The 22,603-nt window shown below is 65.7% G+C and carries 20 protein-coding genes; 4 read left to right on the top strand and 16 right to left on the bottom strand.

Annotation, left to right across the window (positions count from 1 at the left end):
• Positions 1-391: 391 nt before the first annotated feature.
• The 8 genes from moaA to JFY56_RS13625 all read right to left on the bottom strand — a co-directional run bounded on the left by moaA (position 392) and on the right by JFY56_RS13625 (position 11,975).
• Positions 392-1,381, bottom strand: coding sequence for a GTP 3',8-cyclase MoaA (gene moaA / locus JFY56_RS13660; protein ID WP_208314309.1), 990 nt, complete (start codon positions 1,379-1,381; stop codon positions 392-394).
• A 171-nt stretch (positions 1,382-1,552) separates the two neighbouring features.
• Complete coding sequence (locus JFY56_RS13655) at positions 1,553-2,371, bottom strand: peptidylprolyl isomerase (protein ID WP_208314308.1); 819 nt, start codon at positions 2,369-2,371, stop codon at positions 1,553-1,555.
• Between the two features lie 65 nt (positions 2,372-2,436).
• Positions 2,437-3,123, bottom strand: coding sequence for a respiratory nitrate reductase subunit gamma (narI, locus tag JFY56_RS13650; RefSeq protein ID WP_208314307.1), 687 nt, complete (start codon positions 3,121-3,123; stop codon positions 2,437-2,439).
• Positions 3,124-3,125: 2 nt separating this feature from the next.
• On the bottom strand, positions 3,126-3,866 hold the full coding sequence (gene narJ, locus JFY56_RS13645; protein ID WP_208314306.1) for a nitrate reductase molybdenum cofactor assembly chaperone: 741 nt from the start codon (positions 3,864-3,866) through the stop codon (positions 3,126-3,128).
• Between the two features lie 5 nt (positions 3,867-3,871).
• Positions 3,872-5,407, bottom strand: coding sequence for a nitrate reductase subunit beta (gene narH, locus JFY56_RS13640; protein WP_208314305.1), 1,536 nt, complete (start codon positions 5,405-5,407; stop codon positions 3,872-3,874).
• Between the two features lie 11 nt (positions 5,408-5,418).
• Positions 5,419-9,198 (bottom strand): nitrate reductase subunit alpha, encoded by a 3,780-nt coding sequence (locus tag JFY56_RS13635; protein WP_208314304.1) that lies wholly within the window; start codon positions 9,196-9,198, stop codon positions 5,419-5,421.
• 62 nt (positions 9,199-9,260) lie between these two features.
• Complete coding sequence (locus JFY56_RS13630) at positions 9,261-10,667, bottom strand: NarK family nitrate/nitrite MFS transporter (RefSeq protein ID WP_208314303.1); 1,407 nt, start codon at positions 10,665-10,667, stop codon at positions 9,261-9,263.
• A 12-nt stretch (positions 10,668-10,679) separates the two neighbouring features.
• Positions 10,680-11,975 (bottom strand): nitrate/nitrite transporter, encoded by a 1,296-nt coding sequence (locus JFY56_RS13625; protein WP_208314302.1) that lies wholly within the window; start codon positions 11,973-11,975, stop codon positions 10,680-10,682.
• A gap of 173 nt (positions 11,976-12,148) precedes the next feature.
• On the opposite strand from JFY56_RS13625, the gene JFY56_RS13620 reads away from it, so the two are divergent.
• The 3 genes from JFY56_RS13620 (at position 12,149) to JFY56_RS13610 (ending at position 15,279) form a co-directional block, all read left to right on the top strand.
• On the top strand, positions 12,149-14,017 hold the full coding sequence (locus tag JFY56_RS13620; RefSeq protein WP_208314301.1) for a histidine kinase: 1,869 nt from the start codon (positions 12,149-12,151) through the stop codon (positions 14,015-14,017).
• Positions 14,014-14,667, top strand: a complete 654-nt coding sequence (gene narL, locus JFY56_RS13615) for a two-component system response regulator NarL (protein ID WP_208314300.1) — start codon at positions 14,014-14,016, stop codon at positions 14,665-14,667. The genes JFY56_RS13620 and narL overlap by 4 nt, the downstream gene beginning before the upstream one ends.
• Before the next feature lie 246 nt (positions 14,668-14,913).
• Complete coding sequence (locus tag JFY56_RS13610) at positions 14,914-15,279, top strand: putative zinc-binding protein (RefSeq protein ID WP_208314299.1); 366 nt, start codon at positions 14,914-14,916, stop codon at positions 15,277-15,279.
• 260 nt (positions 15,280-15,539) lie between these two features.
• On the opposite strand, the gene ubiT is transcribed toward JFY56_RS13610, so the two are convergent.
• The 5 genes from ubiT to moaB are packed head-to-tail and all read right to left on the bottom strand — an operon-like array spanning position 15,540 to position 19,701.
• Positions 15,540-16,016, bottom strand: a complete 477-nt coding sequence (gene ubiT, locus JFY56_RS13605; protein WP_208314298.1) for a ubiquinone anaerobic biosynthesis accessory factor UbiT — start codon at positions 16,014-16,016, stop codon at positions 15,540-15,542.
• Complete coding sequence (locus JFY56_RS13600; RefSeq protein ID WP_208314297.1) at positions 16,010-16,900, bottom strand: U32 family peptidase; 891 nt, start codon at positions 16,898-16,900, stop codon at positions 16,010-16,012. The genes ubiT and JFY56_RS13600 overlap by 7 nt, the downstream gene beginning before the upstream one ends.
• 11 nt (positions 16,901-16,911) lie before the next feature.
• On the bottom strand, positions 16,912-17,907 hold the full coding sequence (ubiU, locus tag JFY56_RS13595) for a ubiquinone anaerobic biosynthesis protein UbiU (protein ID WP_208314296.1): 996 nt from the start codon (positions 17,905-17,907) through the stop codon (positions 16,912-16,914).
• A gap of 19 nt (positions 17,908-17,926) precedes the next feature.
• Complete coding sequence (locus tag JFY56_RS13590) at positions 17,927-19,147, bottom strand: molybdopterin molybdotransferase MoeA (protein WP_208314295.1); 1,221 nt, start codon at positions 19,145-19,147, stop codon at positions 17,927-17,929.
• The gene (gene moaB, locus JFY56_RS13585; RefSeq protein ID WP_208314294.1) at positions 19,144-19,701 is read right to left on the bottom strand and encodes a molybdenum cofactor biosynthesis protein B; all 558 of its coding nucleotides are present in this window, start codon (positions 19,699-19,701) and stop codon (positions 19,144-19,146) included. Before moaB ends, JFY56_RS13590 begins: the two co-directional genes overlap by 4 nt.
• 159 nt (positions 19,702-19,860) lie before the next feature.
• On the opposite strand from moaB, the gene JFY56_RS13580 reads away from it, so the two are divergent.
• The gene (locus JFY56_RS13580) at positions 19,861-20,991 is read left to right on the top strand and encodes an NAD(P)/FAD-dependent oxidoreductase (protein ID WP_208314293.1); all 1,131 of its coding nucleotides are present in this window, start codon (positions 19,861-19,863) and stop codon (positions 20,989-20,991) included.
• A 153-nt stretch (positions 20,992-21,144) separates the two neighbouring features.
• Here the strand turns inward: JFY56_RS13580 and moaE are convergent, their stop codons facing one another.
• From moaE to moaC, 3 genes are read right to left on the bottom strand one after another with little or no spacing between them, the layout of a single operon-like run.
• Positions 21,145-21,597: a molybdopterin synthase catalytic subunit MoaE gene (gene moaE, locus JFY56_RS13575; RefSeq protein ID WP_208314292.1), complete on the bottom strand. Its 453-nt coding sequence runs from the start codon at positions 21,595-21,597 to the stop codon at positions 21,145-21,147.
• A gap of 4 nt (positions 21,598-21,601) precedes the next feature.
• Complete coding sequence (locus tag JFY56_RS13570; protein WP_208314291.1) at positions 21,602-21,850, bottom strand: MoaD/ThiS family protein; 249 nt, start codon at positions 21,848-21,850, stop codon at positions 21,602-21,604.
• A complete protein-coding gene (gene moaC, locus JFY56_RS13565) occupies positions 21,847-22,323 on the bottom strand; it encodes a cyclic pyranopterin monophosphate synthase MoaC (protein WP_208314290.1) in 477 nt (158 codons plus the stop codon). The genes JFY56_RS13570 and moaC overlap by 4 nt, the downstream gene beginning before the upstream one ends.
• Between the last annotated feature and the right edge of the window lie 280 nt (positions 22,324-22,603).

The raw sequence follows: 22,603 nt of genomic DNA, 5'->3' as shown, positions 1-22,603 counted from the left end.
TTTCCATTGGCAACCAACCACGGCTAGGGCAAAGATTTCGCCTAAAGCCCCCGCGAAATGCTCATGCCGCGGGGGCTTTCTCTTTTCTGGGGTAGTGGAAAGGCGGGTGAGCCCCACCAGAAATCACGGCGATTACCAGATACCCGTAGGAGCGGGCCATGCCCGCGAAATCCAGCGACACCATTGTTTCGCGGGCATGGCCCTACGACGATGCTGTTGCGTTGCCGGCTCCCTCACCCCAACCCTCTCCCAGAGGGAGAGGGGGCAGATTGGCGTCGGGATGAATGCCGTGCCAACCGGCAACAGTCCCCTCTCCCTCGAGGGAGAGGGTTAGGGTGAGGGGGTAGCCTCGCGGCCGTGCAAGACAGTTGCGCCTACGGGGAGAATGCGCTCAGCCGCCGCTCATGTTCATGAAGCGCAGCACCTGCACCTCGCCGCCAGCGGCGAATTCGTGACGTGCGGGTTTGCGTTGCAGGGCGGCGCGAATCGCTTCGATCACCGGCTCGTCGCTGGTCGGATGGCGGCGCAGCAGGCCGCGCATGTCCAGCGAGTTCTCGTGACCGAGGCAAAGCAGCAGACGGCCTTCGGCGGTCAGCCGCAGGCGGTTGCAGGTCGAGCAGAAGTTGTGCGAATGCGGCGAGATGAAGCCGATGCGGGTGTTCGGATGTTCCGCCAGGCGCACATAACGCGCCGGGCCGCCGCTGTGCTCGGCGCTGTCGATCAGCGCATGCCGCTCGGCGATCAGTGCGCGGACTTCGTCGCTGGAGCAGAAACTCTCCTCACGCTCGCGCCCCACCTGTCCCAGCGGCATTTCCTCGATGAAGCTGATGTCCAGGCCACGCTGGATGGCGAAATCCACCAGCGCCGGAACTTCATCGGCATTGCGTCCCTTCATCACCACGGCATTCAGCTTGATCCCGCTGAAACCGGCAGCCTGGGCGGCGTCGATGCCGGCCAGCACCTGGCGCAGCTCGCCAGTGCGGGTGATCGCGCGAAAGCGTTCCGGATCGAGGGTGTCCAGGCTGATGTTCAGCCGCTTCAGCCCGGCATCGTGCAAGGCGCGGGCATGGCGTACCAGTTGCGAGCCGTTGCTGGTCATGCACAGCTCGCGCAGCCCGGGCAGCGCTGCCAGGCGTTCGCAGAGACCGACGATACCGGGACGCACCAGCGGCTCGCCGCCGGTCAGGCGCAGCTTGCGCACGCCGCGGGCGACGAAGATGCGCGCCACCCGTTCGATTTCTTCCAGGGTCAGAACCTGCTGGCGCGGCAGGAAGCGCATGTCCTCCGCCATGCAGTAGACGCAGCGGAAATCGCAGCGGTCGGTCACTGACAGGCGCAGATAGTCGACTTGGCGGCCGCAGCCGTCGATCCATTCGGACATGCTGGATTGCTCCGGTTTGTTGGTGCTGCCTGGATGCATAGAGCCCCCTCACCCTAGCCCTCTCCCAGAGGGAGAGGGGACTGTGTGGAGAGGAAGGAGACTACAGTGTTTATCCCTCACTCCGAGGTGCCCCTTATCCCTACGGGAGAGGGCTGGGGTGAGGGCAAGAGGTCACTGCACCAGCGGGCTATCCGCCCCGGCAAACTCGAACCCCTCGATCTCCGCCTCCCCCGCCAGCACGCCGATGTACTGGCCGATCGCCCGCTGCAGAACCTGCGTCTGCAAATGCATGGCAATCTGTGGGCGAGCTTCTTCGTAGCTCAGCGGCTCGCCGCCTTCGCGCTCCAGCAGCTCCACCACATGCAGGCCGTAACGGCTCTCCAGTGGCATTTCCAGCAGACCCGGCTCACGCCGCAGCAGGCGTTTCTCGAATTCCGCGACGGTCTGTCCCGGCTCGATCCAGCCCAGCTCGCCACCGTCGTCGCGGGACGGGCAGTCGGAGAAGCGCATGGCTTTCTCGGCGAAACGCTGCGGATGTTCGCGCAGCTCGACGATCAGCGCCTCGGCGGTTTCCCGCAGTTGCGCGCGGCTATCCAGATCGTCCGGCGCGCAGGCCAGCAGCACATGGCGCAGGCTCATCCGCCAGGGGCCGATCAGGCGCCCGGGATTGGCCTCGAACCAGGTCCGGCAGCTTGCTTCGTCGGCCTGCGGAACGACGACTTCGCGCTCCAGCAGTTGGCGGATCAGCGCCTCTTCCTCAGCCTCGCCTTCCTCGCAGAGAGCGACCAGGCCCAGCGCCTCGGCGCGTTGCAGCAGCAGTTGCCGTACGATCAGCGCGCGGCAAGCGGCGGCCAAGGCTTCGCCGTGGCTGGCGGCCGGGTGGTATTGCAGTTCGCGGGCGAGCGCGTCTTCGGCGATCTCCACGCCATTCACCTTCAGGTGCGGCAGTTCGACCTTTTCCACGCGTTCGCTGTAGTGGGAGCAGCCCATGATTTCACCTCAATTTTTCCCCTCACCCCTGCCCTCTCCCAAGGGGAGAGGGGGGGAAAGAGCGATCACACCGCGCGGCGTTTCTGCCGGACGATCTGGTAGCTGCGGCCCAGGTACCACACCGGGGCGCTGACGATGTGCACCAGGCGGGTGAAGGGGAACAGCACGAACAGGGTCAGGCCCAGCGCAACGTGCAGCTTGTAGACCAGCCCGACCGGGGCGATGGCCTCGGCGGCGGCCAAAGGCTGCAGGGTGACGATGGATTGCGCCCAGTTGGCCAGCATCACCATCACCGAACCCTCCATGTGATGGGTGGAAGCGACGATGGTCGACAGGCCGAGGATCAGCTGGACATAGAGCACCAGCAGGATCATCAGGTCAGAGGCATTGCCGGTGGCGCGTACCCGTGCGTCGGTGAGACGGCGCAGGATCAGCCCAGTCATGCCGATGAAGCAGAGCACGCCGAAGAAGCCGCCGGAGACCATCGCCAGCAGTTGCTTCTGCTCGGTGCTGATGAAGTGCTCGTAGACCGAATGCGGGGTCAGCAGGCCGACGAAGTGGCCGGCGAGGATGAACAGCACGCCGATGTGGAACAGGTTGCTGTAGACCCGCATGCCCTTCTTGCTCAGCATCTGGCTGGAGCCGGCCTTCCAGGTGTATTGCGCCAGGTCGAAGCGCGCCCAGCTGCCGACCAGGCAGATCAGCAGCGCGACATAGGGGTAAACCCCGAACATCAGTGTATTGAACGACATGATCAGGCTCCTTGGGTCGCGTTGCGGTACTGCACTTGAGGCACCGGTTGGGCGACCCACTGCAAGGGTTGTTCGGCGGACTGCGAGGGGCGGCGACCGCTCGCCGAGGGGCAGCCTCCAGCCGGATCGGTGAAGCTCACCGGGGTTTCCTCCCAGGCCTTGTCGATGGCTTCCAGGCTGTCGTCGCGCTGTTCCTGCTGTCGGTCGCGGCGCAGGGCCGAGAGGTCCGGACGCTCGCCGGACAGTTCGATCAGGGTCTGGAATACCGCCGCATAGGCGCTGCCACGCTCCTCCAGGCGCACGGCCAGCAGGGCGAGGATGTGCGCCACCTCGGCCAGCCCGCTGCGGGCATCCTCGGGCGCCAGCAGCGAGAGGTATTCGAGGTACAGCGGCAGGTAGTCCGGCAGCTCCGCCACGTCGATTTCCAGGCCGATCTGGTTGTAGCGGTCGAGCAGGTCGACCATCGCCTGGCCACGGTCACGGCTTTCGCCGTGAACGTGCTCGAACAGCAGCAGCGAAACGGCCCGGCCGCGTTCGAACAGACCGTCGTAGCGCGCCTCGACATCCATCAGGTCGCCCTGGCAGAGCTCGTTGAGCAGCTCCGCCAGGCCATCGCGCAGGGCTTCCGGCAAGGTGGCCATGCGGATCAGGCCGTGCAGCGCCAGGCTTTCCTCGCGCACTTCGGCGCGCGGATAGTCGAGCAGCAGGGCCGCGAGTTTCAGCAGTTGGCTGTGATCGGTCATGGCCTTCACTCCTGGATCTGCACGGTCTGGATGACGTTGCGCTTGTCCACCGCCTTGCCGCCGAACAGGTTGACCCCCGAGTTGCTGGAGCAGCCGTTGCCGAAGCTGAAGCCGCAGCCGGAACGCTCGGCGAAGGCATCCGACAGCGCCTCTTCGCGGTGCGCGGTGGGGATGACGAAACGGTCCTCGTAGTTGGCGATGGCCAGGTAGCGATACATCTCTTCCACCTGGTTCACGCTGAGGCCGACCTTCGCCAGCACCTCCAGGTCCTGCTTGCCTTCCACATGCTCGGCGCGCTTGTAGGCGCGCATCGCCAGCAGGCGCTTGAGCGCCAGCAGCACCGGCTTGGTATCGCCGGCGGTGAGCAGGTTGGCCAGGTACTGCACAGGGATGCGCAGCGATTCGACGTCCGGGATCACCCCGTCGCTGCCGATATGGCCTTCGGCGGCGGCGTTCTGGATCGGCGACAGCGGCGGCACGTACCACACCATCGGCAGCGTGCGGTATTCCGGGTGCAGCGGCAGGGCCAGTTGCCAGTCCATCGCCAGCTTGTACACCGGCGACTTCTGCGCCGCGTCGATCACGCTGTCCGGTACGCCGTCCTTGCGCGCCTGGGCGATGACTTTCGGGTCGAACGGGTCGAGGAAGATTTCCAGCTGTTTCTTGTACAGGTCGCGCTCGTTCTCACAGCTCGCCACTTCATGGATGCGGTCGGCGTCGTACAGCAGCACGCCGAGGTAGCGGATGCGGCCCACGCAGGTTTCCGAGCAGACGGTCGGCTGGCCGGCCTCGATGCGCGGGTAGCAGAAGATGCACTTCTCGGATTTGCCGCTCTTCCAGTTGAAGTAGATCTTCTTGTACGGGCAGCCGGAGATGCACATCCGCCAGCCGCGGCACTTGTCCTGGTCGATCAGGACGATGCCATCCTCTTCGCGCTTGTAGATCGCGCCGCTCGGGCAGGACGCCACGCACGCCGGGTTCAGGCAGTGCTCGCAGAGGCGCGGCAGGTACATCATGAAGGTGTTTTCGTACTCACCGTAGATGTCCGCCTGGACCTTGTCGAAGTTCTTGTCCTTGCGCCGCTTGGCGAACTCGGTGCCGAGGATTTCCTCCCAGTTCGGACCCCATTCGATTTTCTGCATGCGCTTGCCGGAAACCAGCGAGCGCGGCCGCGCGGTGGGCTGGTGCGCGGATTTCGGCGCGGTGTGCAGATGCTGGTAGTCGAAGTCGAACGGTTCGTAGTAATCGTCGATCTCCGGCAGGTCCGGGTTGGCGAAGATGTTCGCCAGCACGCGGAACTTGCCGCCGATGCGCGGGGTGATGGAGCCGTCGCTATTGCGCTTCCAGCCGCCCTTCCACTTCTCCTGGTTCTCCCACTCCTTCGGATAACCGATGCCGGGCTTGGTTTCGACGTTGTTGAACCAGGCGTATTCCATGCCTTCGCGGCTGGTCCAGACGTTCTTGCAGGTGATCGAGCAGGTATGGCAGCCGATGCATTTGTCGAGGTTCAGCACCATGCCGACTTGCGAACGAATTTTCATGGCGTATCTCCTCAAATATCCTGGGGCAGCGGTTGCGGCAGGGCGTCGCCACCAAGGCCGCCGTGTTCCGGCTCGTCGAGCCAGTCGACCTTGGCCATCTTGCGCACCACGACGAACTCGTCGCGGTTGCAACCCACGGTGCCGTAGTAGTTGAAGCCCCAGGCCTGCTGGGCGTAGCCGCCGATCATGTGGGTCGGCTTGAGCACCACGCGGGTGACCGAGTTGTGGTGGCCGCCGCGAGTCTTGGTGGTCTCGCTGCCGGGCACGTTCACGATGCGTTCCTGGGCGTGGTACATCAGCACCATCCCATCCTTCACGCGCTGGCTGACCACTGCACGGCAGGTGGCGGCACCGTTGGCGTTGAACACTTCGACCCAGTCGTTATCGACGATTCCAACCTTCGCGGCGTCGTTCTCGCTGATCCAGATGATCGGCCCGCCGCGCGACAGGGTGAGCATGATCAGGTTGTCGCTGTAGGTGGAGTGGATGCCCCACTTCTGGTGCGGGGTGATCCAGTTGAGGACGATCTCCTTGTTGCCGTTCGGCTTGTGGTTCAGCAGCTTGTCGGTGGTGCGGGTGTTGACCGGCGGACGGTAGCTGACGAAGCCTTCGCCGAAGGCCTGCATCCACGGGTGATCCTGGTAGAACTGCTGGCGACCGGTGATGGTGCGCCACGGGATCATTTCGTGAACGTTGGTGTAGCCGGCGTTGTAGCTGACGTGCTCGTCTTCCAGGCCGGACCAGGTCGGGCTGGAGATGATCTTGCGCGGCTGCGCCTGTACGTCGCGGAAGCGGATCTTCTCCTCTTCCTTCGGCAGCGCCAGGTGCTCGTGCTCGCGGCCGGTGATCTTCGCCAGCGCGTTCCACGCCTTCACCGCTACCTGGCCGTTGGTTTCCGGCGCCAGGGCGAGGATCACCTCGGCGGCGTCGATGGCGCTCTCGATGCGCGGCTGGCCCTGGCTGACGCCCGGCTCGGTGACGCGATGGTTGAGATCGCCGACCAGTTTCACTTCCTTCTCGGTGTTCCAGCCGATGCCCTTGCCGCCGTTGCCGACTTTCTCCAGCAGCGGGCCGAGGGAGGTGAACTTCTTGAAGGTGTTCGGGTAGTCGCGCTCGACCACGTGCAGGGTCGGCATCGTCTTGCCCGGAACCGCCTCGCACTCGCCTTTCTTCCAGTCGCTGCCGCCGAATGGCTGGGCCAGTTCGGTGGGGGTGTCGTGCAGCAGCGGCACGGTGACCAGGTCCTTCTCCACGCCGAGGTGGCCGACGGAAACCTGGGAGAATTTCTTGGCGATGGCCTTGTAGATTTCCCAGTCGCTCTTGGCTTCCCAGGCCGGGTCGGTGGCCGCCGACAGCGGGTGGATGAACGGGTGCATGTCGGAGGTGTTGAGGTCGTCCTTCTCGTACCAGGTCGCGGTCGGCAGGACGATGTCCGAATACATGCAGGTGGAGGACATGCGGAAGTCCAGGGTAGTGACCAGATCGAGCTTGCCTTCGGCGCCCTGGTCGACCCAGTCCACTTCGCCCGGGCAGGGTCCGCCGACCTTGCCGAGGTCCTCGTTCATCACGCCGTTCTTCGCCCCGAGCAGGTACTTGAGCATGTACTCGTGGCCCTTGCCCGAGGAACCGAGCAGGTTGGAACGCCAGATGAACATGTTGCGCGGGAAGTTCTTCGGATCGTCCGGCGCTTCGCTGGCGAAGCGCAGGTTGCCGGCCTTGAGTTCGCGCACCACGTAGTCCTGCACCGGCAAGCCGGCCTTCTCGGCATCGGCGGCGATGCGCAGCGGGTTGCGGTCAAGTTGCGGCGCGGACGGCAGCCAGCCCATGCGTTCGGCGCGGATGTTGTAGTCCAGTGAGTGTTCGGGGAACTTGCTGGCGTCGGCCAGCGGCGACAGCACTTCGTGCATCGACAGCTTTTCATGCCGCCACTGCGAGCTGTGCAGGTAGAAGAAGCTGGTGCCGTTCATCTGCCGTGGCGGACGGCTCCAGTCCAGGCCGAAGGCCAGCGGAGCCCAGCCGGTCTGCGGACGGAGTTTTTCCTGGCCGACGTAGTGCGCCCAGCCACCACCGCTCTGGCCGATGCAGCCGCACATCATCAGCATGTTGATGACGGCGCGGTAGTTCATGTCCATGTGGTACCAGTGGTTCATCGCCGCGCCGATGATCACCATGGCCTTGCCCTGGGTCTTGTGCGCGCTGTCGGCGAACTCACGGGCGACCTGGATCGCGCGGGCCGCCGGTACGCCGGTGATGCGCTCCTGCCAGGCCGGGGTGTAGGGGGTATCCGGATCGTTGAAGGAAGTCGCCACGTTGGCGCCACCAAGACCGCGGTCGACGCTGTAGTTGGCCATCTGCAGGTCGTAGACGGTGGCTACGCGCAGCTGCTTGCCGTCGGCGCCGATGATCTCGCGGAACGGTACGCGGCGGACGAGGATCTCGTCGTTGGCCACACCCTTGAAGTGCGGGTGTTCCTGGCCGGCGAAGTACGGGAAGCCGACGTCGCAGGCGTTCGCCGGGCCGTCGATCAGCGACAGCTTGAGACGGGTCTCGCGGCCCTCGCCGCCTTCCAGTTCGGCGATGTTCCACTTGCCCGACTCGCCCCAGCGATAGCCGATGGCGCCGGTCGGCGAGACCAGTTGGCCACTGGTTTCGTCCAGGCCGATGGTCTTCCACTCGGGGTTGTTGTCCTGGCCGAGGTTGTCGGCGAGGTCGGCGGCGCGCAGGTAGCGGGTCGGCTTGTAGACGCCGCCGGCGTGCGGTTCGAGCAGCACCAGCATCGGCATGTCGGTGTACTGGCGGCAGTAGTCGACGAAGTAGGCGCTCGGCTTGTCGAGGTGGAATTCCTTGAGGATCACGTGACCGAAGGCCATGCCCAGCGCGGCGTCGGTGCCCTGCTTGGGGTTCAGCCAGAGGTCGGTGAGCTTGGCCACCTCGGAGTAGTCCGGGGTGATGGAGACGGTCTTGGTGCCCTTGTAGCGGACTTCGGTGAAGAAGTGCGCGTCCGGGGTACGGGTCTGCGGGACGTTGGAGCCCCAGGCGATGATGTAGCTGGAGTTGTACCAGTCGGCCGATTCCGGCACGTCGGTCTGCTCGCCCCAGATCTGCGGGCTGGCGGGCGGCAGGTCGCAGTACCAGTCGTAGAACGACAGGCACACGCCGCCGATCAGCGACAGGTAACGGGCGCCGGCCGCGTAGCTGACCATGGACATGGCCGGGATCGGCGAGAAGCCGATCACCCGGTCGGGGCCGTAGGTCTTGGCGGTGTAGACGTTGGCGGCGGCGATGATGTCGGTCACTTCGTCCCAGCTGGAGCGAATGAAGCCGCCCAGGCCGCGCTCGCTCTTGTAGCTGTGCGCCTTGGCCTTGTCCTCGACGATGCTGGCCCAGGCATTGACCGGGTCCTTGTGCACCGCACGGGCTTCGCGCCACAGCTTGAGCAGCGGCTTGCGCACCTTCGGATACTTCAGGCGGTTGGCGCTGTAGATGTACCAGGAGTAGCTGGCGCCACGCGGGCAGCCGCGCGGCTCATGGTTCGGCAGGTCGGCGCGGGTACGCGGGTAGTCGGTCTGCTGGGTCTCCCAGGTGATCAGGCCGTTCTTCACGTAGATCTTCCACGAGCACGAGCCCGTGCAGTTCACCCCGTGAGTGGAGCGCACGATCTTGTCGTGCTGCCAGCGCTGACGATAGGCGCCTTCCCAGGCGCGGCTCTCGTTGGAGACCTCACCATGGCCGTCGGCGAATTCGCCTTGCTTCTTCTTGAAGAACTGCAGGCGGTCGAGCAGGTAACTCATCTGTATCTCCTCACCCAGTCTGTGCCGGGCGTTCAAAACGAATCAGGCTCAAACGGAATCGGTCAGCACGGGCTCTCGGCACCCTTGCGCGCATACCACCACCACGTGGCGACGATGCAGGTCAGGTAGTAGGCGATGAACAAGTAGAGAGCGCCTTCGGCACTGCCGGTCATGGCCAGCGAGGTACCGAATGCCTTGGGAATGAAGAAGCCGCCGAATGCGCCGATGGCCGAGCTGAAGCCGATCACCGCCGCCGATTCCTTGCCCGCCTCGCGCTGGGCCTGGGTCGCGGTGGCACCGCCGTGCTGCACGCGCTTGGCCCATTCGCCGCGGAAGATCACTGGGATCATGCGGAAGGTGGAGCCGTTGCCGATGCCGGCGAAGAAGAACAGCAGGATGAAGGAGCCGAGGAAGCCGAAGAAGTTGCCCTGGCCGCCCGCGCCCGGCAGGAAGGAGATCACCGCCAGCACGCCGCCGATCATCGCTGCGTAGTTCCACAGGGTGATGCGTGCACCGCCGAACTTGTCCGCCAGCCAGCCGCCGAGCGGACGGCTCAGGGCACCCACCAGCGGGCCGAGGAAGGCGTACTGCAGCGGGTTGATGTCCGGGAACTGGGTCTTGCTGAGCATGGCGAAGCCGGCGGAGAAGCCGATGAACGAGCCAAAGGTGGCCACGTACAGCCAGCACATCAGCCAGTTGTGCTTGCGCTTGAAAATCACCGCCTGTTCGCTGAACGAGGCCTTGGCATCGGCGATGTCATGCATGCCGAACCAGGCTGCGATGGCCACCACGGCAATGAACGGAACCCAGATCAGGCCAGCGTTCTGCAGCCACAGCTGGGTGCCGTCGGAAAGCTGCTGCGGCTCGCCGCCGAAGCTGCCGAACAGGCCGCCAGCCACTGCCAGCGGCACGGCGAACTGCATCACCGATACGCCCAGGTTGCCCAGCCCGGCGTTCAGGCCGAGCGCGGTGCCCTGCTGGCTCTTCGGATAGAAGAAGCTGATGTTGGACATGCTCGAAGCGAAGTTGCCGCCGCCGAAACCGCAGAGCAGTGCGATGGTGGCGAACACCCAGTACGGCGTGGTCGGGTCCTGCACCGCGAAGCCCAGCCACAGGCAGGGAATCAGCAGCGAGGCGGTACTCAGCGCGGTCCAGCGACGACCGCCGAACACCGGCACCATGAAGGAGTAGAAGATCCGCAGCGTCGCGCCGGAGATCGACGGCAGCGCGGCGAGCATGAACAGCTGGTCGTTGCTGAAAGCGAAGCCGACGCTGTTCAGGCGCACGGTCACCGTGCTCCACACCATCCAGACGGAGAAGGCGAGGAGCAGCGCGGGAATGGATATCCACAGGTTGCGGGTGGCGATTTTCTTGCCGGAGGTCGCCCAGAACTCGGCCTCCTCCGGGCGCCAGTCGACCAGCAACGGTCCCCGCGCGGCTTTCAGTTGGTTATTGGCGATCATGCCCATGACGGCACTTCCTCAATTATGCGTGGTAAGGGATTTGGGGAAATCGACGTCGTCGACCGTGGCCAGGCCGTCGATGCGCCGCTGTTGCTTGATCGCGTAGTGCATCCAGACCATGCAGACCGCAGTCAGGCCGAACAGCAACATGAAGCAGGAGGAGCGCACGCCGATGTGGTCGGCGGCGTAGCCGAACAGGATGGGCAGGCAGAAGCCGCCGAGGCCGCCGATGACCCCGACCATCCCGCCGACGGTACCCATGTTCTGCGGGTAGTAGTCGTGGATGATCCGGTACACGCTGGCCTTGCCGAAGCCCTGGGCGATGCCGACGACGAAGACGAGGAAGGTGAACAGCCAGACGTTCAGGCCGATGCCCAGGCTGACATCGCCCTTGATGCCGTGAATGGTCATGGTGGTCTGCGGATAGGAGAGGAAGAACAGGCAGACCAGGCAGATCCAGAACACGCCCCAGTTCACCGAACGAGCGCCGTAGCGGTCGCTGAACCAGCCGCCGAGGGCGCGGATCAGCCCCGATGGCAGGGTGAAGAGCATGGTGATGAAGGACGCGGTTTTCAGGTCCAGGCCGTATTCGGCGATGTAGTACTTCGGCAGCCACAGGGCCAGGGCGACGAAGCCGCCGAAGACGAAGAAGTAGTACAGGCCGAAACGCCACACCCGCAGCTCGGCCAGCGGCGCCAGCTGTATGGCCAGGGTCGGCCGCTCGGAGGCTTGCTGTGCGCCCTTGACGTGGGCCGGATCGGTGTAGGTGAAGAACCAGAACAGCAGCGCGGTGACCAGCATCGCCACCGAGTAGATCTGCGGCACCATGCGCCAGCCGAAGGCGACCACGATCATCGGCGCCACCAGGTTGGTGATCGCCGCCCCGGCGTTACCCGCGCCGAAGATGCCCATCGCGGTGCCCTGGCGCTCCTTCTCGAACCATGCCGAGGTGTAGGCGATGCCCACTGCGAAGGAGCCGCCGGCCAGGCCGACGAACAGGCCGAGCACCAGGTAGTGCCAGTACAGGCTGGCGAAGGCCAGGCCGTAGATCGGGATCGCCACCAGCAGCATGTGCACGAAGAACACGATGCGCCCACCGAAGCGGTCGGTGAGCAGACCGAGTGGCAGGCGGATCAGCGAACCGGTGAGGATCGGCAGCGCGACCAGCAGGCCGAACTGCGCTTCGCTCAGCCCGAGTTCCTCCTTGATGCGGATGCCGATGATCGAAAACATGGTCCACACGGCGAAGTTCACCGCGAAGGAGAGTGTGCTCATGCCGAGCACGGAGTACTGTTTCTGACGATGGGACAACATGGCTAATCTCTCTTCCTGACAGCCTTTTCCGGCATCCTGAGGAAGCGCGCCTACAACTCCGTTGATAGGCATCAATGAAGAGAAATCCGCCCCGTGCGCCCATACGCGCCACTACCTCCAACGAGGTATATCTGGAATTAGATTTTAAGTTATTGATTTAAAAGGAAAAATTCATGAATGAGCGGACAGCTTCAGGCGCCGCCGGCAACGATCAATTCTTTGGAGGTAGTTCCCCCTCCGGACGCCATGTGCTGCGCCGCTCACTGGTACTGCGCTTCGGCTGCTACCTCACCCTGCTGGTGTCGCTGGCCCTGATCGGCATGTTCAGCGCCCTGCTGTTCGCCGACTATTCGCACCAGGACGCCGCCGTCATCAATCAGGCCGGCTCGCTGCGCATGCTCACCTACCGGCTGGCCCTGGAACCCTCGCTGGAGAAGCGCGAGACACTGCTCACCACCCTCGAAGAACGCCTCAACGGCCCGGAGATCGACCGCCTGCTGCAGCGCGCCGATCACGACGCACCGCTGCTTCAGCAACACCGGCAACTGCGCCACGAACTCAGCCTGATGGACATCCGCACGCCGCCCCGCCTCGATCGGCTGGACGTGTTCGTCGGCCACATCGACCGCTTCGTCAGCACCCTGCAGCACAACGCGGAGTACCGCTCGCAGTTGCTCGGCACGGTGCAGGGGCTGTGTCTGTTCCTCAGCCTGCTGATGGTGTTCATCACCCTCTACGACCTCAGCATCCACGTGGTCGGCCCGCTGCGCGAGCTGACCCGCACCGCCCGTCGCCTCGGCCGGGGCGAGCTGGATACGCGGGTGATCAGCAGCGGCGAGGACGAGTTGAGCCAGCTCGGCGAGCGCTTCAACCAGATGGCCGAGGAGCTGCAGGGCATCTACGGCGACCTGGAAGCCCGGGTGGAAGAAAAGACCCGCGCCCTCTCCCACAGCCACCAGCGCCTCGAACTGCTCTACGCCAGTGCCCGCCGCCTCGGCGAGAACCCCTACGACCAGCGCAGCCTGCAGCCGCTGCTGAACCGCCTGGAAAGCGTACTGCAGGCCGGCAAGGTGACCCTCTGCCTGAACAAGGATGGCGTCGAACGCGCGTACAGCTCGCTGACCAACACCGGCAGTCGCGCCGCATTCTGCCTGCAGGGCGACTGCAACGCCTGCCGCGGCCAGGCCACGCCTTGCAATCAAACGACGACCGAGCTGCGGCCGTTATTCATGCAGCCGCTGGCAATCGGCGAACACCGCTTCGGCGAACTGTTCATCGAAGCCACCGGCCCTCGCCTGGAGGAATGGCAGCAACAGTTCATCGAGACCTTCTGCGACAACATCGCCCGTACCTTCGCCCTGTCCCTGCAGCAGGAACAGGAAAGCCGCCTGGCCCTGCTCGCCGAGCGCGGGACCATCGCCCGCGAGCTGCACGATTCGCTGGCGCAGTCGCTGTCCTACCTGAAGATCCAGGTCAGCCGCCTGGGCACCCTGCTCAAGCGCGATGCGCCGGAAGAAAAACTCACGGAAACCCTCGACGAACTGCGTGAAGGCCTGAACAGCGCCTACCGCCAGTTGCGCGAGCTGCTCACCACCTTCCGCCTGAGCCTGGAGCAGGCCAGCCTGGAAGCGGCGCTGGCGAACACCGTCAACGAGTTCACCGAGCGCGGCGGCCTGCCGATCCAGCTGGACAACCGGCTGGCCCACATCCCGCTCAACCCCAACGAGGAAATCCACATCCTGCAGATCGTCCGCGAGGCGCTGTCCAACGTGGTCCGGCATGCCGGCGCGCAGCAGGCGTGGATCAGCCTGGAGGCACTGACCAACGGCCAGGTGGCGATAACCGTGGAGGACGACGGACTCGGCTTTGATCCAGCGCACGGCCGTAGCGGCCACTACGGCCTTAGCATCATGCGTGAACGCAGCCAGACCCTCGGCGCAGTCCTCGACATCACGCCACGCGAGCCCCACGGCACACGAGTCCGTCTGCTGTTCACGCCGCAACCGCTATCCCATACCACTCGCAAGGAGACCACCCCATGACCGCGCAATCGATCGACGGACCGGCCCGCATCCTGCTGGTCGACGACCACCCGATGATGCGCAAGGGCGTGGTCCAGCTGCTCGAACTGGAAGACGACCTGAGCGTCGTCGGCGAAGCCGGCAGCGGCGAGGAAGCCCTGAAACTGAGCGCCGAACTCGACCCGGACATGATCCTGCTCGACCTCAACATGAAGGGCATGAACGGCCTCGACACCCTGCGCGCCCTGCGCGAGAACGGCGTCGACGCGCGCATCGTGGTATTCACCGTCTCCGACGACAAGAGCGACGTGATCAGCGTGCTGCGCGCCGGCGCCGACGGCTACCTGCTCAAGGACATGGAGCCGGAACGCCTGCTCGAACATATCCGCCAGGCCGCCACCGGCCAGCTCACCCTCAGCCCGCAACTGAGCCAGGTCCTCGCCCAGGCCCTGCGCGGCGACGAGCATCCCAAGCGGCTCGACGAACTCACCGACCGCGAACGGCAGATCCTCCGCCAGCTTGCCCACGGCTACAGCAACAAGATGATCGCCCGCAAACTGGACATCACCGAAGGCACGGTGAAGGTCCATGTGAAGCGCGTGCTGCACAAGCTCGGCATGAGATCGCGGGTGGAAGCGGCGGTGTGGGCGGTGGAGAATCATCTGGCATAGCCGGGAAGAACTGCTTTTCGTAGGAGCCAGCTTGCTGGCGATCCATGTTTCCCAGTGGCACCGGTGGCGTCGGTGAACATGATGATCGCCAGCAAGAACTGGGCGTCCCCCCTGGCTCCTACAGGTCCTGCATCGGGGCCATATACCCCCTTCGGGATAACCACCTTCAGCGCTTGATGTGGGTCAAACGTCGCAGCCCAACGGCAGGACGAAACTGACAAACTCTGCCCTGAAGGTGCCCCTCCAATGAGCGATCTCCCACTCGTCTACTCCTGCTCCGGCTGCTCCAACGTCGCGCAACTGGCCAACGACCTTGCCCTGCGCCTCGATCGCGAAGGCCTTGCGGAAATGTCCTGCATCGCCGGGGTTGGCGGCGGAGTTCCGATGCTGGTGAAGAAGGCGCAATCGGGCCGGCGCATCATCGCTCTCGATGGATGCCCGCTGCATTGCGTGAAAGGCTGCCTGGCGCGCTGCGGCGTGGCTGCGGATAGCCACCTGACCCTCAGCGAATACGGCCTGAAGAAGCGTTATGGGAAGGATTGCTCACAGGAAGACGCGGACATGCTGTTCGAGGAATTGTCCTTCCTGATCGAAAAGTTGCCGTCACCGTAGGTTGGTGCTAAACGAAGTGAAGCCCAACATCTGCTGGACGTGGCACCGTTGGGCTTCGCTGCGCTCAGCGCCAACCTACGCTCAAAACCAACCCTCCACCATCTGCTTCGACATGTCGTCACGGTGGAAAAGGCTTCGCCGTTTTCCACCCTACGCACGAGTGAACCGTAGGAGCAACTGTCTTGCGGCGAGGGTGCTTTTTTTTTGTAGGAGCGGGCCATGCCCGCGATTTGCCGGAATTTCGCGGGCATGGCCCGCTCCTACGGGCTCACCTGCTGTACCGCTTCTCCCGCCCGCTGCATCCCCTTCCACAACCACCTCGGCAGCTCATCCGGATCGAGGCTGTCGATCAGGTTCTTCACCGCCAGACCCAGCTCGGTGTCGCCCTCGATCACCAGACGGCGGCGGAAGAACAGCGTATCCGGGTCCTCATGGCGGCTGGCCAGCAGCAGGAAATCCCGCCAGTTGCCGCGAATGGTCACACTGGGCGTACAACGCTCCACCATACGCAAACCACCCGGCACGCGGGTCAGGGTCCAGCCCAGGCCGAGGTCGGCGATTTCCAGGCGCAGCCAGTGGCCGCGCAGGATGTCGAAGGCGCCGTCGGCCAGTTGCCGGGCGAACAGCCGGTTGACAGCCCGTTGCAGCACAACGCGCTGCAACGGACGCGGTACCCGTGCCGCCAGCGGCAGCAGACGGTCGGCAGCGCGCAGCGCGCCAGTTTTCAGGTTCAGCATAGTCCCACCTCATCCGCGCGCAGCATGCCGGGCTGGCCATGCCAGTAGCCATTGCAGCCATCCACCGCCAGCGGCGGGCTGGCGCCATTGCGAACCTTGTCGAAGGCCTGGATCACCTCGGCCATGCCTTGCGCACGCGGGCTCAGGCGCAGCAGGTCGGCGCCGCAGCGCTGCAGGGATACGTAGTCGGCGAGCAGATTGCTCGGCTCGCCGGAAAGGGTCTGGATGCCGTTCAGGGTGAACAGCGTCGCACCCTCCTGGCTCTGCAATGGAATGCCTTCCGGATAGCGCTGGCAGCAGAAGCGGCAATCGTCCTTCGGCCGGTTCTCCGCGCGGGCGGTGAAGCAGCGCGCGGAATAGGCCAGCGGCAGATGACCGTAGGCGAACACCTCGGTCTCCATGTCCGCCACGCCCAGTTCCTGCAGCTGCTCGACCACATCGAGAATCTGCTCGCCCGAGCACTCCACCGGCGGCACCCAGCGGCGCATGCCGCAACGGTGCAACTCCGCCAGGGTATGGCCGTTGTAGATGTTCAGCGACGGCCCGCCGGTGAACTCCACGCCGCGACGCTGCAGGTAATGCACTGCGCCCATGTCGTTGGCCTCGACGCGCAGCTCGCCGTTGTCGCACACGCGGCGCAGGGTCGACAGCTCGGACGCGGCCTCCAGCAGCGCCAGCCCGGAGATGAGGATTTCCGCCCTGCCCTGCTGCGCCAGTTCGCGGCCCAGGCCCAGCCAGTCGTCCAGCGACAAGGCTCGGCGCTTGGAGCAGACGGTTTCGCCAAGATAGATCGCATCCAGCGGCTGTTCCGCCATCTGCGCGTAGAAGTCGAGTATCTGCCGGCGCTCCCAGTAGAACAGCAACGGCCCGAGGCTCAGTTTCATCGGCGACTCCTTCACTGCCATGAACGGTGGTAGGCGCCCAGCGTGGTCTGGTGCCCTTCGGAGAGATTGGCCAGGGTGGTCTGCCAGGCCGGTTGAACCACGAAGTTCTGCGGCGAGCGCTGCACGGCATCCAGCGCCTGGCGCCAGACGCGGGTGACCTGCTGCACATAGGCCGGACTGCGCTGGCGACCCTCGATCTTCACCGCGGCGATGCCGATTTCCGCCAGTTGCGGCAGCAGGTCGAGAGTGTTCAGGCTGGTCGGTTCCTCCAGGGCGTGGAAGCGCTGGCCGTTGACCAGGAAGCGGCCCTTGCACAGGGTCGGATAGCCGGCCGGCTCATCCTTGCCGTAGCGGTCGATCAGCACCTCGTTGAGGCGCGAGGTCAGGCCCTCCGGTTCTTCGCTCCAGCGTACGGCCTTGGCCGGCGAGCAGACACCGCAGAGATTCGGCGACTCGCCGGTGACGTAGGAGGACAGATGGCAGCGCCCCTCGGCCATGATGCACAGGCTGCCGAAGGCGAATACCTCCAGCGGTACCGGGCTGCCGGCGGCGACCTGGCGTACCTGCGCCAGCGACAGCACGCGCGGCAGCACGGCGCGACGGATGCCGTAGTGCTCGTGGTAGAAGGCCAGCGCAGCCGCGTTGGTCGCCGAGCCCTGCACCGACAGGTGCAGCGGCAGGTCCGGATGACGCCGCGCGGCATAGCCGAGCACGGCGCAGTCGGCGGCGATCAGGGCGTCCACGCCGAGGTCGGCGGCGTGGTCCACGGCGCGTTGCCAGCGCCCTATCCCCTTGGCGCCGGGATAGGTGTTCACCGCGATATACAGCTGCCGGCCGGCGTCGCGCACGCGCTGCAGGCCTTCCTGCAATTGACGCTCGTCCAGGTTGAGACCGGCGAAATGGCGGGCGTTGGTGTCGTCGCGAAAACCGACGTAGACAGCGTCCGCGCCTTCGCTCAGGGCGGACTTGAGGGCGGGCAGACTGCCCGCCGGACATACCAGTTGCATGCTTCCCCCAGCGGCCGGATCAGGCCATGAGCGCAGAAAACGGCAGATAGCCCACCGGCTCGCCCTGGCGCAGGGTTGCGCCCGCCTCGACCACCGCCAGGCCATCGGCCCAGCTGGCAGCCAGCAGCATTGCCGAGCCTTGCTGCGGGTGAATCGTCACCTCGCCATCCTGCAGACGCGCCCGCAGGTATTGCCGGCGGGCGTTGGGTTTCGGCCAGTCGAATGCGGCCGGTAATTTCAGCAGCGGCGGATCGACGTCCACCTGACCCTGCGCGCGCAGCAGGAACGGTCTTCCCACCACCAGCGCGGTGACCAGCGCCGCCGCCGGATTGCCCGGCAGGCCGATCCACGGCTTGCCGGCGACCGAGCCGAAGGCCAGCGGCTTGCCCGGCTGCATCGCCAGGCGCCACAGGTGCAATTCGCCGAGTTCGCGGATCGCCTGCTTGAGGTGATCGCGCTCGCCCACCGAGACGCCGCCCGAAGTGATCAGCACATCCCATTCGGAAGCCGCCAGGCTCAGGGCGTCGCGGCTGGCCGCCAGGGTATCGACGAGCACGCCGTAGTCGTGCAGCTCCATGCCCCAGCCTTCGAGCAGGGCGCCGATGCTGAAGCGGTTGACGTTGTAGATCTGACCGGGCGCCAGCGTCTCGCCGGGCTCGCGCAGTTCGTCGCCACTGCTCAGCAGGCAGACGCGCAGACGCCGATGGACCGGTACTTCCGCCACCCCGACGCTGGCCAGCAGGCCCAGTTCCTGGGCACGCAGACGACTGCCTGCGCGCAGCAGCGGATCGCCCCGGCGCAGTTCCTCGCCACGCAGGCGTACATGGCTGCCGGGACGTACCGGCGGCAGGATCACCCGTTCGCCTTCGACACGGCAGTCTTCCTGGGCGACCACGCTGTCGGCGCCGGGCGGCAATGGCGCGCCGGTGAAGATGCGCACGGCCTGCCCGGCAGGCAGCGGCTCGGACGCAGGATCGCCGGCAGCGATGCAGCCGGACAGCGGCAGCGCGCCGCCACCGGCAGGCAGATCGGCGGCGCGCAGGGCGTAGCCGTCCATCGCGCTGTTGTCCCAGGCGGGCTGGTCCTGAGCCGCATGCAGGTCCTCCGCCAGAACCCGGTTCAGCGCCGCAGCCAGCGGCACTCGTTCCACCCGCGGTGGCGCCGGCACCCGTTGCAGCAGGGCGGTCAACGCTTCATCGACGGGGCGCAGGTCATGCCCCGAACATCCGCAGCCGCTCATGCCCGGCTACCGCAGCAGATTCTTTCCACCTGGCTTGGCAGGACCTTCAGGTGCGGCACGAAGTTGCATGGCCGCGTGCGGCTATCCAACTGGCCGAGGAGGATTTCGTTCCAGGCGGTACGACAGGCGCCCGGCGAACCGGGCAGGCAGCAGATCAGCGTACCGTTGCTGATTCCGGCCAGGGCGCGCGACTGGATGGTGGATGCGCCGATTTCCGCCTGGGAAACCTGGCGGAACAGTTCGCCGAAGCCGTCCACCGTGCGGTCGAGCAGCGGCGCAACCGCCTGCGGAGTGTTGTCGCGAAGGGTGAAACCGGTGCCGCCGGTGATCAGGCCGACCTGCACCTTGGGATCGGCGATCCACGCGGAAACCACCGCGCGGATGCGGTAGATGTCGTCCGGCACCAGGCGCCGTTCGGCGAGGGTGTGGCCGGCGCGCTGCAGCAGGCTGACCAGGCTTTGCCCGGACGTATCGTTGTGCAGGTTGCGGGTGTCGCTGACAGTCAATACCGCGATCTGCAGGGGTTGGAACTCCTGCGTGGCCAGGTGGCTCATGGCAATCTCCGGAAAATTCAGACTGCCGGCCAGACTGCGCCGAAGCCGCGCCAGCGGCCATTCCTCGGAAGGGGTAGAAAGCAGGAAAAGAGGTAGCGGACACCGCGGCGAAAATTCGCATTACCATCTGCCGGTCATCCAACGAACGGAATGCCCCGCATGATCGAAATGGACTACCTCATCATCGGCGCCGGAATCGCCGGCGCCTCCACCGGCTTCTGGCTGTCGCGACACGGCCGGGTGGCGGTGCTGGAACGCGAGGCGCATGCCGGCTACCACTCCAGCGGCCGCTCCGCCGCGCTGTACACCGCCGCCTACGGCACATCGCAGGTGCGCGCGCTGACCTGCGCCAGCCGCGCCTTCTTCGATGCGCCGCCGCAAGGTTTCGCCGAGCACCCGCTGCTCAGCCCGCGCGGGGAGGTCATCGTGGACTTCGAGGGCAATCCGCAGGAGCTGCAGCGCCAGTTCGAAAGCGCACGGGCGAACGTCGCGGAAACCCGCCTGCTGGATATCGACGAGGCCTGCGCGATGTTCCCGGCGCTGCGCAGGGAAAAGGTCCACGGCGCGATGTACGACCCGACCGCCGCCGACATCGACACCGACGCCCTGCTGCAGGGCTACCTGCGCGGCATCCGCCACAATGGCGGGAGCATCCACGTGGACAGCGAGGTCTTGTCCATCGAGCGTGTGGGCGACTGCTGGGAAGTGCGCTGCGCCGGGCAGGGCTTCCGCGCGCCGGTGCTGGTCAACGCGGCGGGCGCCTGGTGCGACCGGATCGCCACGCTGGCCGGCGTCGCCCCGCTGGGCCTGCAGCCGAAACGCCGCGCCGCCTTCCTCTTCGCGCCGCCGGAAGGGCAGGACGTGCAAAGCTGGCCGATGCTGGTCAGCCTCGACGAACGCTTCTACCTCAAGCCGGACGCCGGCATGCTGCTGGGCTCGCCAGCCAATGCCGACCCGGTGGAACCGCACGACGTGCAGCCGGAGGAGTTGGACATCGCCACCGGCATCTACCAGATCGAGGAACACACCACCCTGAGCATCCGCCGCCCCAGCCACACCTGGGCGGGCCTGCGCTCGTTCGTCGCCGATGGCGGGCTGGTGTCCGGCTACGACCCGCAGGCGGAGGGCTTCTACTGGGTCGCCGGCCAGGGCGGCTATGGGATGCAGACTTCACCGGCGATGGGCGAGGCCAGCGCGACGCTGATCCGCCGCCAGCCGCTGCCGGAGCATCTGGTGCGGTTTGGATTGAATGCGGAGATGCTCTCCCCTGCCCGCCTGCATCGGGGCTGAGCCAGTATGTAGAGCGGGTGAAATCCCCGCAGGTTGGCGCTGAACGCAGTGAAGCCCAACATTCAGGGCGTTGGGCTTCGCAAGCTCAGCGCCAACCTACCCGATCCGCACAACCCCGTAACCGAATTGGCGGGTTGCACCCGCCCTACGGGGCTAGTCCTTCCAACGCTCGGCCGCCGCCTGGTCGCTGCAGCGGCCTTCCACCCAGCGCGGGCCGTCGCTGGTGTCTTCCTTCTTCCAGAACGGCGCGCGGGTCTTCAGGTAGTCCATGACGAAGTTGCAGGCGTCGAACGCTGCCTGCCGGTGGGCGCTGGCGGCGGCGACGAAGACGATCGGCTCGCCCGGCTCCAGGCGGCCGATGCGGTGGAGGATCTCCAGGCGCAGCAGCGGCCAGCGCTCGGCGGCCTCGGCGGCGATCTTCTCCAGGGACTTCTCGGTCATCCCCGGATAATGTTCCAGCAGCATGCCGCCGACCTCGCGGCCATCGTTGAAATCACGCACGTAGCCGACGAAGCCGACCACCGCGCCGATGCCGACGTTGGCCGCATGCATGGCGTTGAGTTCGGCGCCGGGATCGAATGCCGCAGTCTGCACACGCACGCTCATGGCATCAGCCTCCGGTCACGGTGGGGAAGAACGCCACCTCGTCGCCGTCCTGCAGCGCCTCGTCGAGGCTGCACAGCTCCTGGTTGCGCGCGCACATCAGGTTCTGCTCGGCGAGCACGTTCCACACGCCGCCGCGTTCGAGCAGGAAGCGGCGCAGGTCGTCGAGCTGGCTGAAGCGGCCGTCCCAGGCGAGCTGCTCGCCGTCGAGGCCGAGCGCTTCACGGTAACGGGCGAAGTACTGCACGCGAATCATCGGGTTTCCTCTGCTACATAGTGGCCGCTCTTGCCGCCGAGTTTCTCCAGCAGGCGCACCTGCTCGATGACCATGGCGCGGTCCACGGCCTTGCACATGTCGTAGATGGTCAGCGCGGCGACGCTGGCGGCGGTCAGCGCTTCCATCTCCACGCCGGTCTGCCCGGCCAGCTTGCAGCGCGCGACGATGTGCACGCAGTCGTCGCCCTCGGCTTCCAGCTCGACCTTGACGCTGGTGAGCAGCAGCGGATGGCACAGTGGGATCAGCTCATGGGTGCGCTTGGCCGCCTGGATGCCGGCGATGCGCGCCACGGCGAACACGTCGCCCTTGGGGTGGCCGCCGTCCTGGATCAGGCGCAGTGTTTCCGGGCGCATGCGCACCCGTGCTTCGGCCGCCGCTTCACGGGAAGTCACCGCTTTTTCGGTGACGTCGACCATGTTGGCGCGGCCCTGGGAATCGAGATGGGTGAGCACGGAAGGGAGTTCTCCGGTGGTGCGGACATATCGGAAGACAGTGTAAGCCCTGACGCCGCCGGCAGCAGACCGCCGGGCGGCGCGGAAGGGGGATGATTGTATACAGAAAGAGGTACAACGGGATCGCCCTTGCAGGGCGCGCCATGTGCGTTTTTTCGCGGGCATGGCCCGCTTGTATGGCGGTAGGGTAGGAACCTGTCGGGGGTGGAGGGACAAGACCCGCTTCTGCAAGCCAGACGGTAGGAGACTTCCCCCACCCACGCGCTCACGACAAGCGCCG

The sequence above is a fragment of the Pseudomonas schmalbachii genome, from assembly GCF_017589465.1.
In the GTDB taxonomy this organism is placed as follows: Bacteria; Pseudomonadota; Gammaproteobacteria; order Pseudomonadales; family Pseudomonadaceae; genus Pseudomonas; species Pseudomonas schmalbachii.
This window is presented reverse-complemented; position numbering and strand designations above follow the sequence as displayed.

Coding starts and splice junctions, on each gene's coding strand:
- moaA (WP_208314309.1), bottom strand. CDS start 1,381: ATGTCCGAATGGATCGACGGCTGCGGCCGCCAAGTCGACTATCTGCGC.
- JFY56_RS13655 (WP_208314308.1), bottom strand. CDS start 2,371: ATGGGCTGCTCCCACTACAGCGAACGCGTGGAAAAGGTCGAACTGCCG.
- narI (WP_208314307.1), bottom strand. CDS start 3,123: ATGTCGTTCAATACACTGATGTTCGGGGTTTACCCCTATGTCGCGCTG.
- narJ (WP_208314306.1), bottom strand. CDS start 3,866: ATGACCGATCACAGCCAACTGCTGAAACTCGCGGCCCTGCTGCTCGAC.
- narH (WP_208314305.1), bottom strand. CDS start 5,407: ATGAAAATTCGTTCGCAAGTCGGCATGGTGCTGAACCTCGACAAATGC.
- JFY56_RS13635 (WP_208314304.1), bottom strand. CDS start 9,198: ATGAGTTACCTGCTCGACCGCCTGCAGTTCTTCAAGAAGAAGCAAGGC.
- JFY56_RS13630 (WP_208314303.1), bottom strand. CDS start 10,667: ATGGGCATGATCGCCAATAACCAACTGAAAGCCGCGCGGGGACCGTTG.
- JFY56_RS13625 (WP_208314302.1), bottom strand. CDS start 11,975: ATGTTGTCCCATCGTCAGAAACAGTACTCCGTGCTCGGCATGAGCACA.
- JFY56_RS13620 (WP_208314301.1), top strand. CDS start 12,149: ATGAATGAGCGGACAGCTTCAGGCGCCGCCGGCAACGATCAATTCTTT.
- narL (WP_208314300.1), top strand. CDS start 14,014: ATGACCGCGCAATCGATCGACGGACCGGCCCGCATCCTGCTGGTCGAC.
- JFY56_RS13610 (WP_208314299.1), top strand. CDS start 14,914: ATGAGCGATCTCCCACTCGTCTACTCCTGCTCCGGCTGCTCCAACGTC.
- ubiT (WP_208314298.1), bottom strand. CDS start 16,016: ATGCTGAACCTGAAAACTGGCGCGCTGCGCGCTGCCGACCGTCTGCTG.
- JFY56_RS13600 (WP_208314297.1), bottom strand. CDS start 16,900: ATGAAACTGAGCCTCGGGCCGTTGCTGTTCTACTGGGAGCGCCGGCAG.
- ubiU (WP_208314296.1), bottom strand. CDS start 17,907: ATGCAACTGGTATGTCCGGCGGGCAGTCTGCCCGCCCTCAAGTCCGCC.
- JFY56_RS13590 (WP_208314295.1), bottom strand. CDS start 19,147: ATGAGCGGCTGCGGATGTTCGGGGCATGACCTGCGCCCCGTCGATGAA.
- moaB (WP_208314294.1), bottom strand. CDS start 19,701: ATGAGCCACCTGGCCACGCAGGAGTTCCAACCCCTGCAGATCGCGGTA.
- JFY56_RS13580 (WP_208314293.1), top strand. CDS start 19,861: ATGATCGAAATGGACTACCTCATCATCGGCGCCGGAATCGCCGGCGCC.
- moaE (WP_208314292.1), bottom strand. CDS start 21,597: ATGAGCGTGCGTGTGCAGACTGCGGCATTCGATCCCGGCGCCGAACTC.
- JFY56_RS13570 (WP_208314291.1), bottom strand. CDS start 21,850: ATGATTCGCGTGCAGTACTTCGCCCGTTACCGTGAAGCGCTCGGCCTC.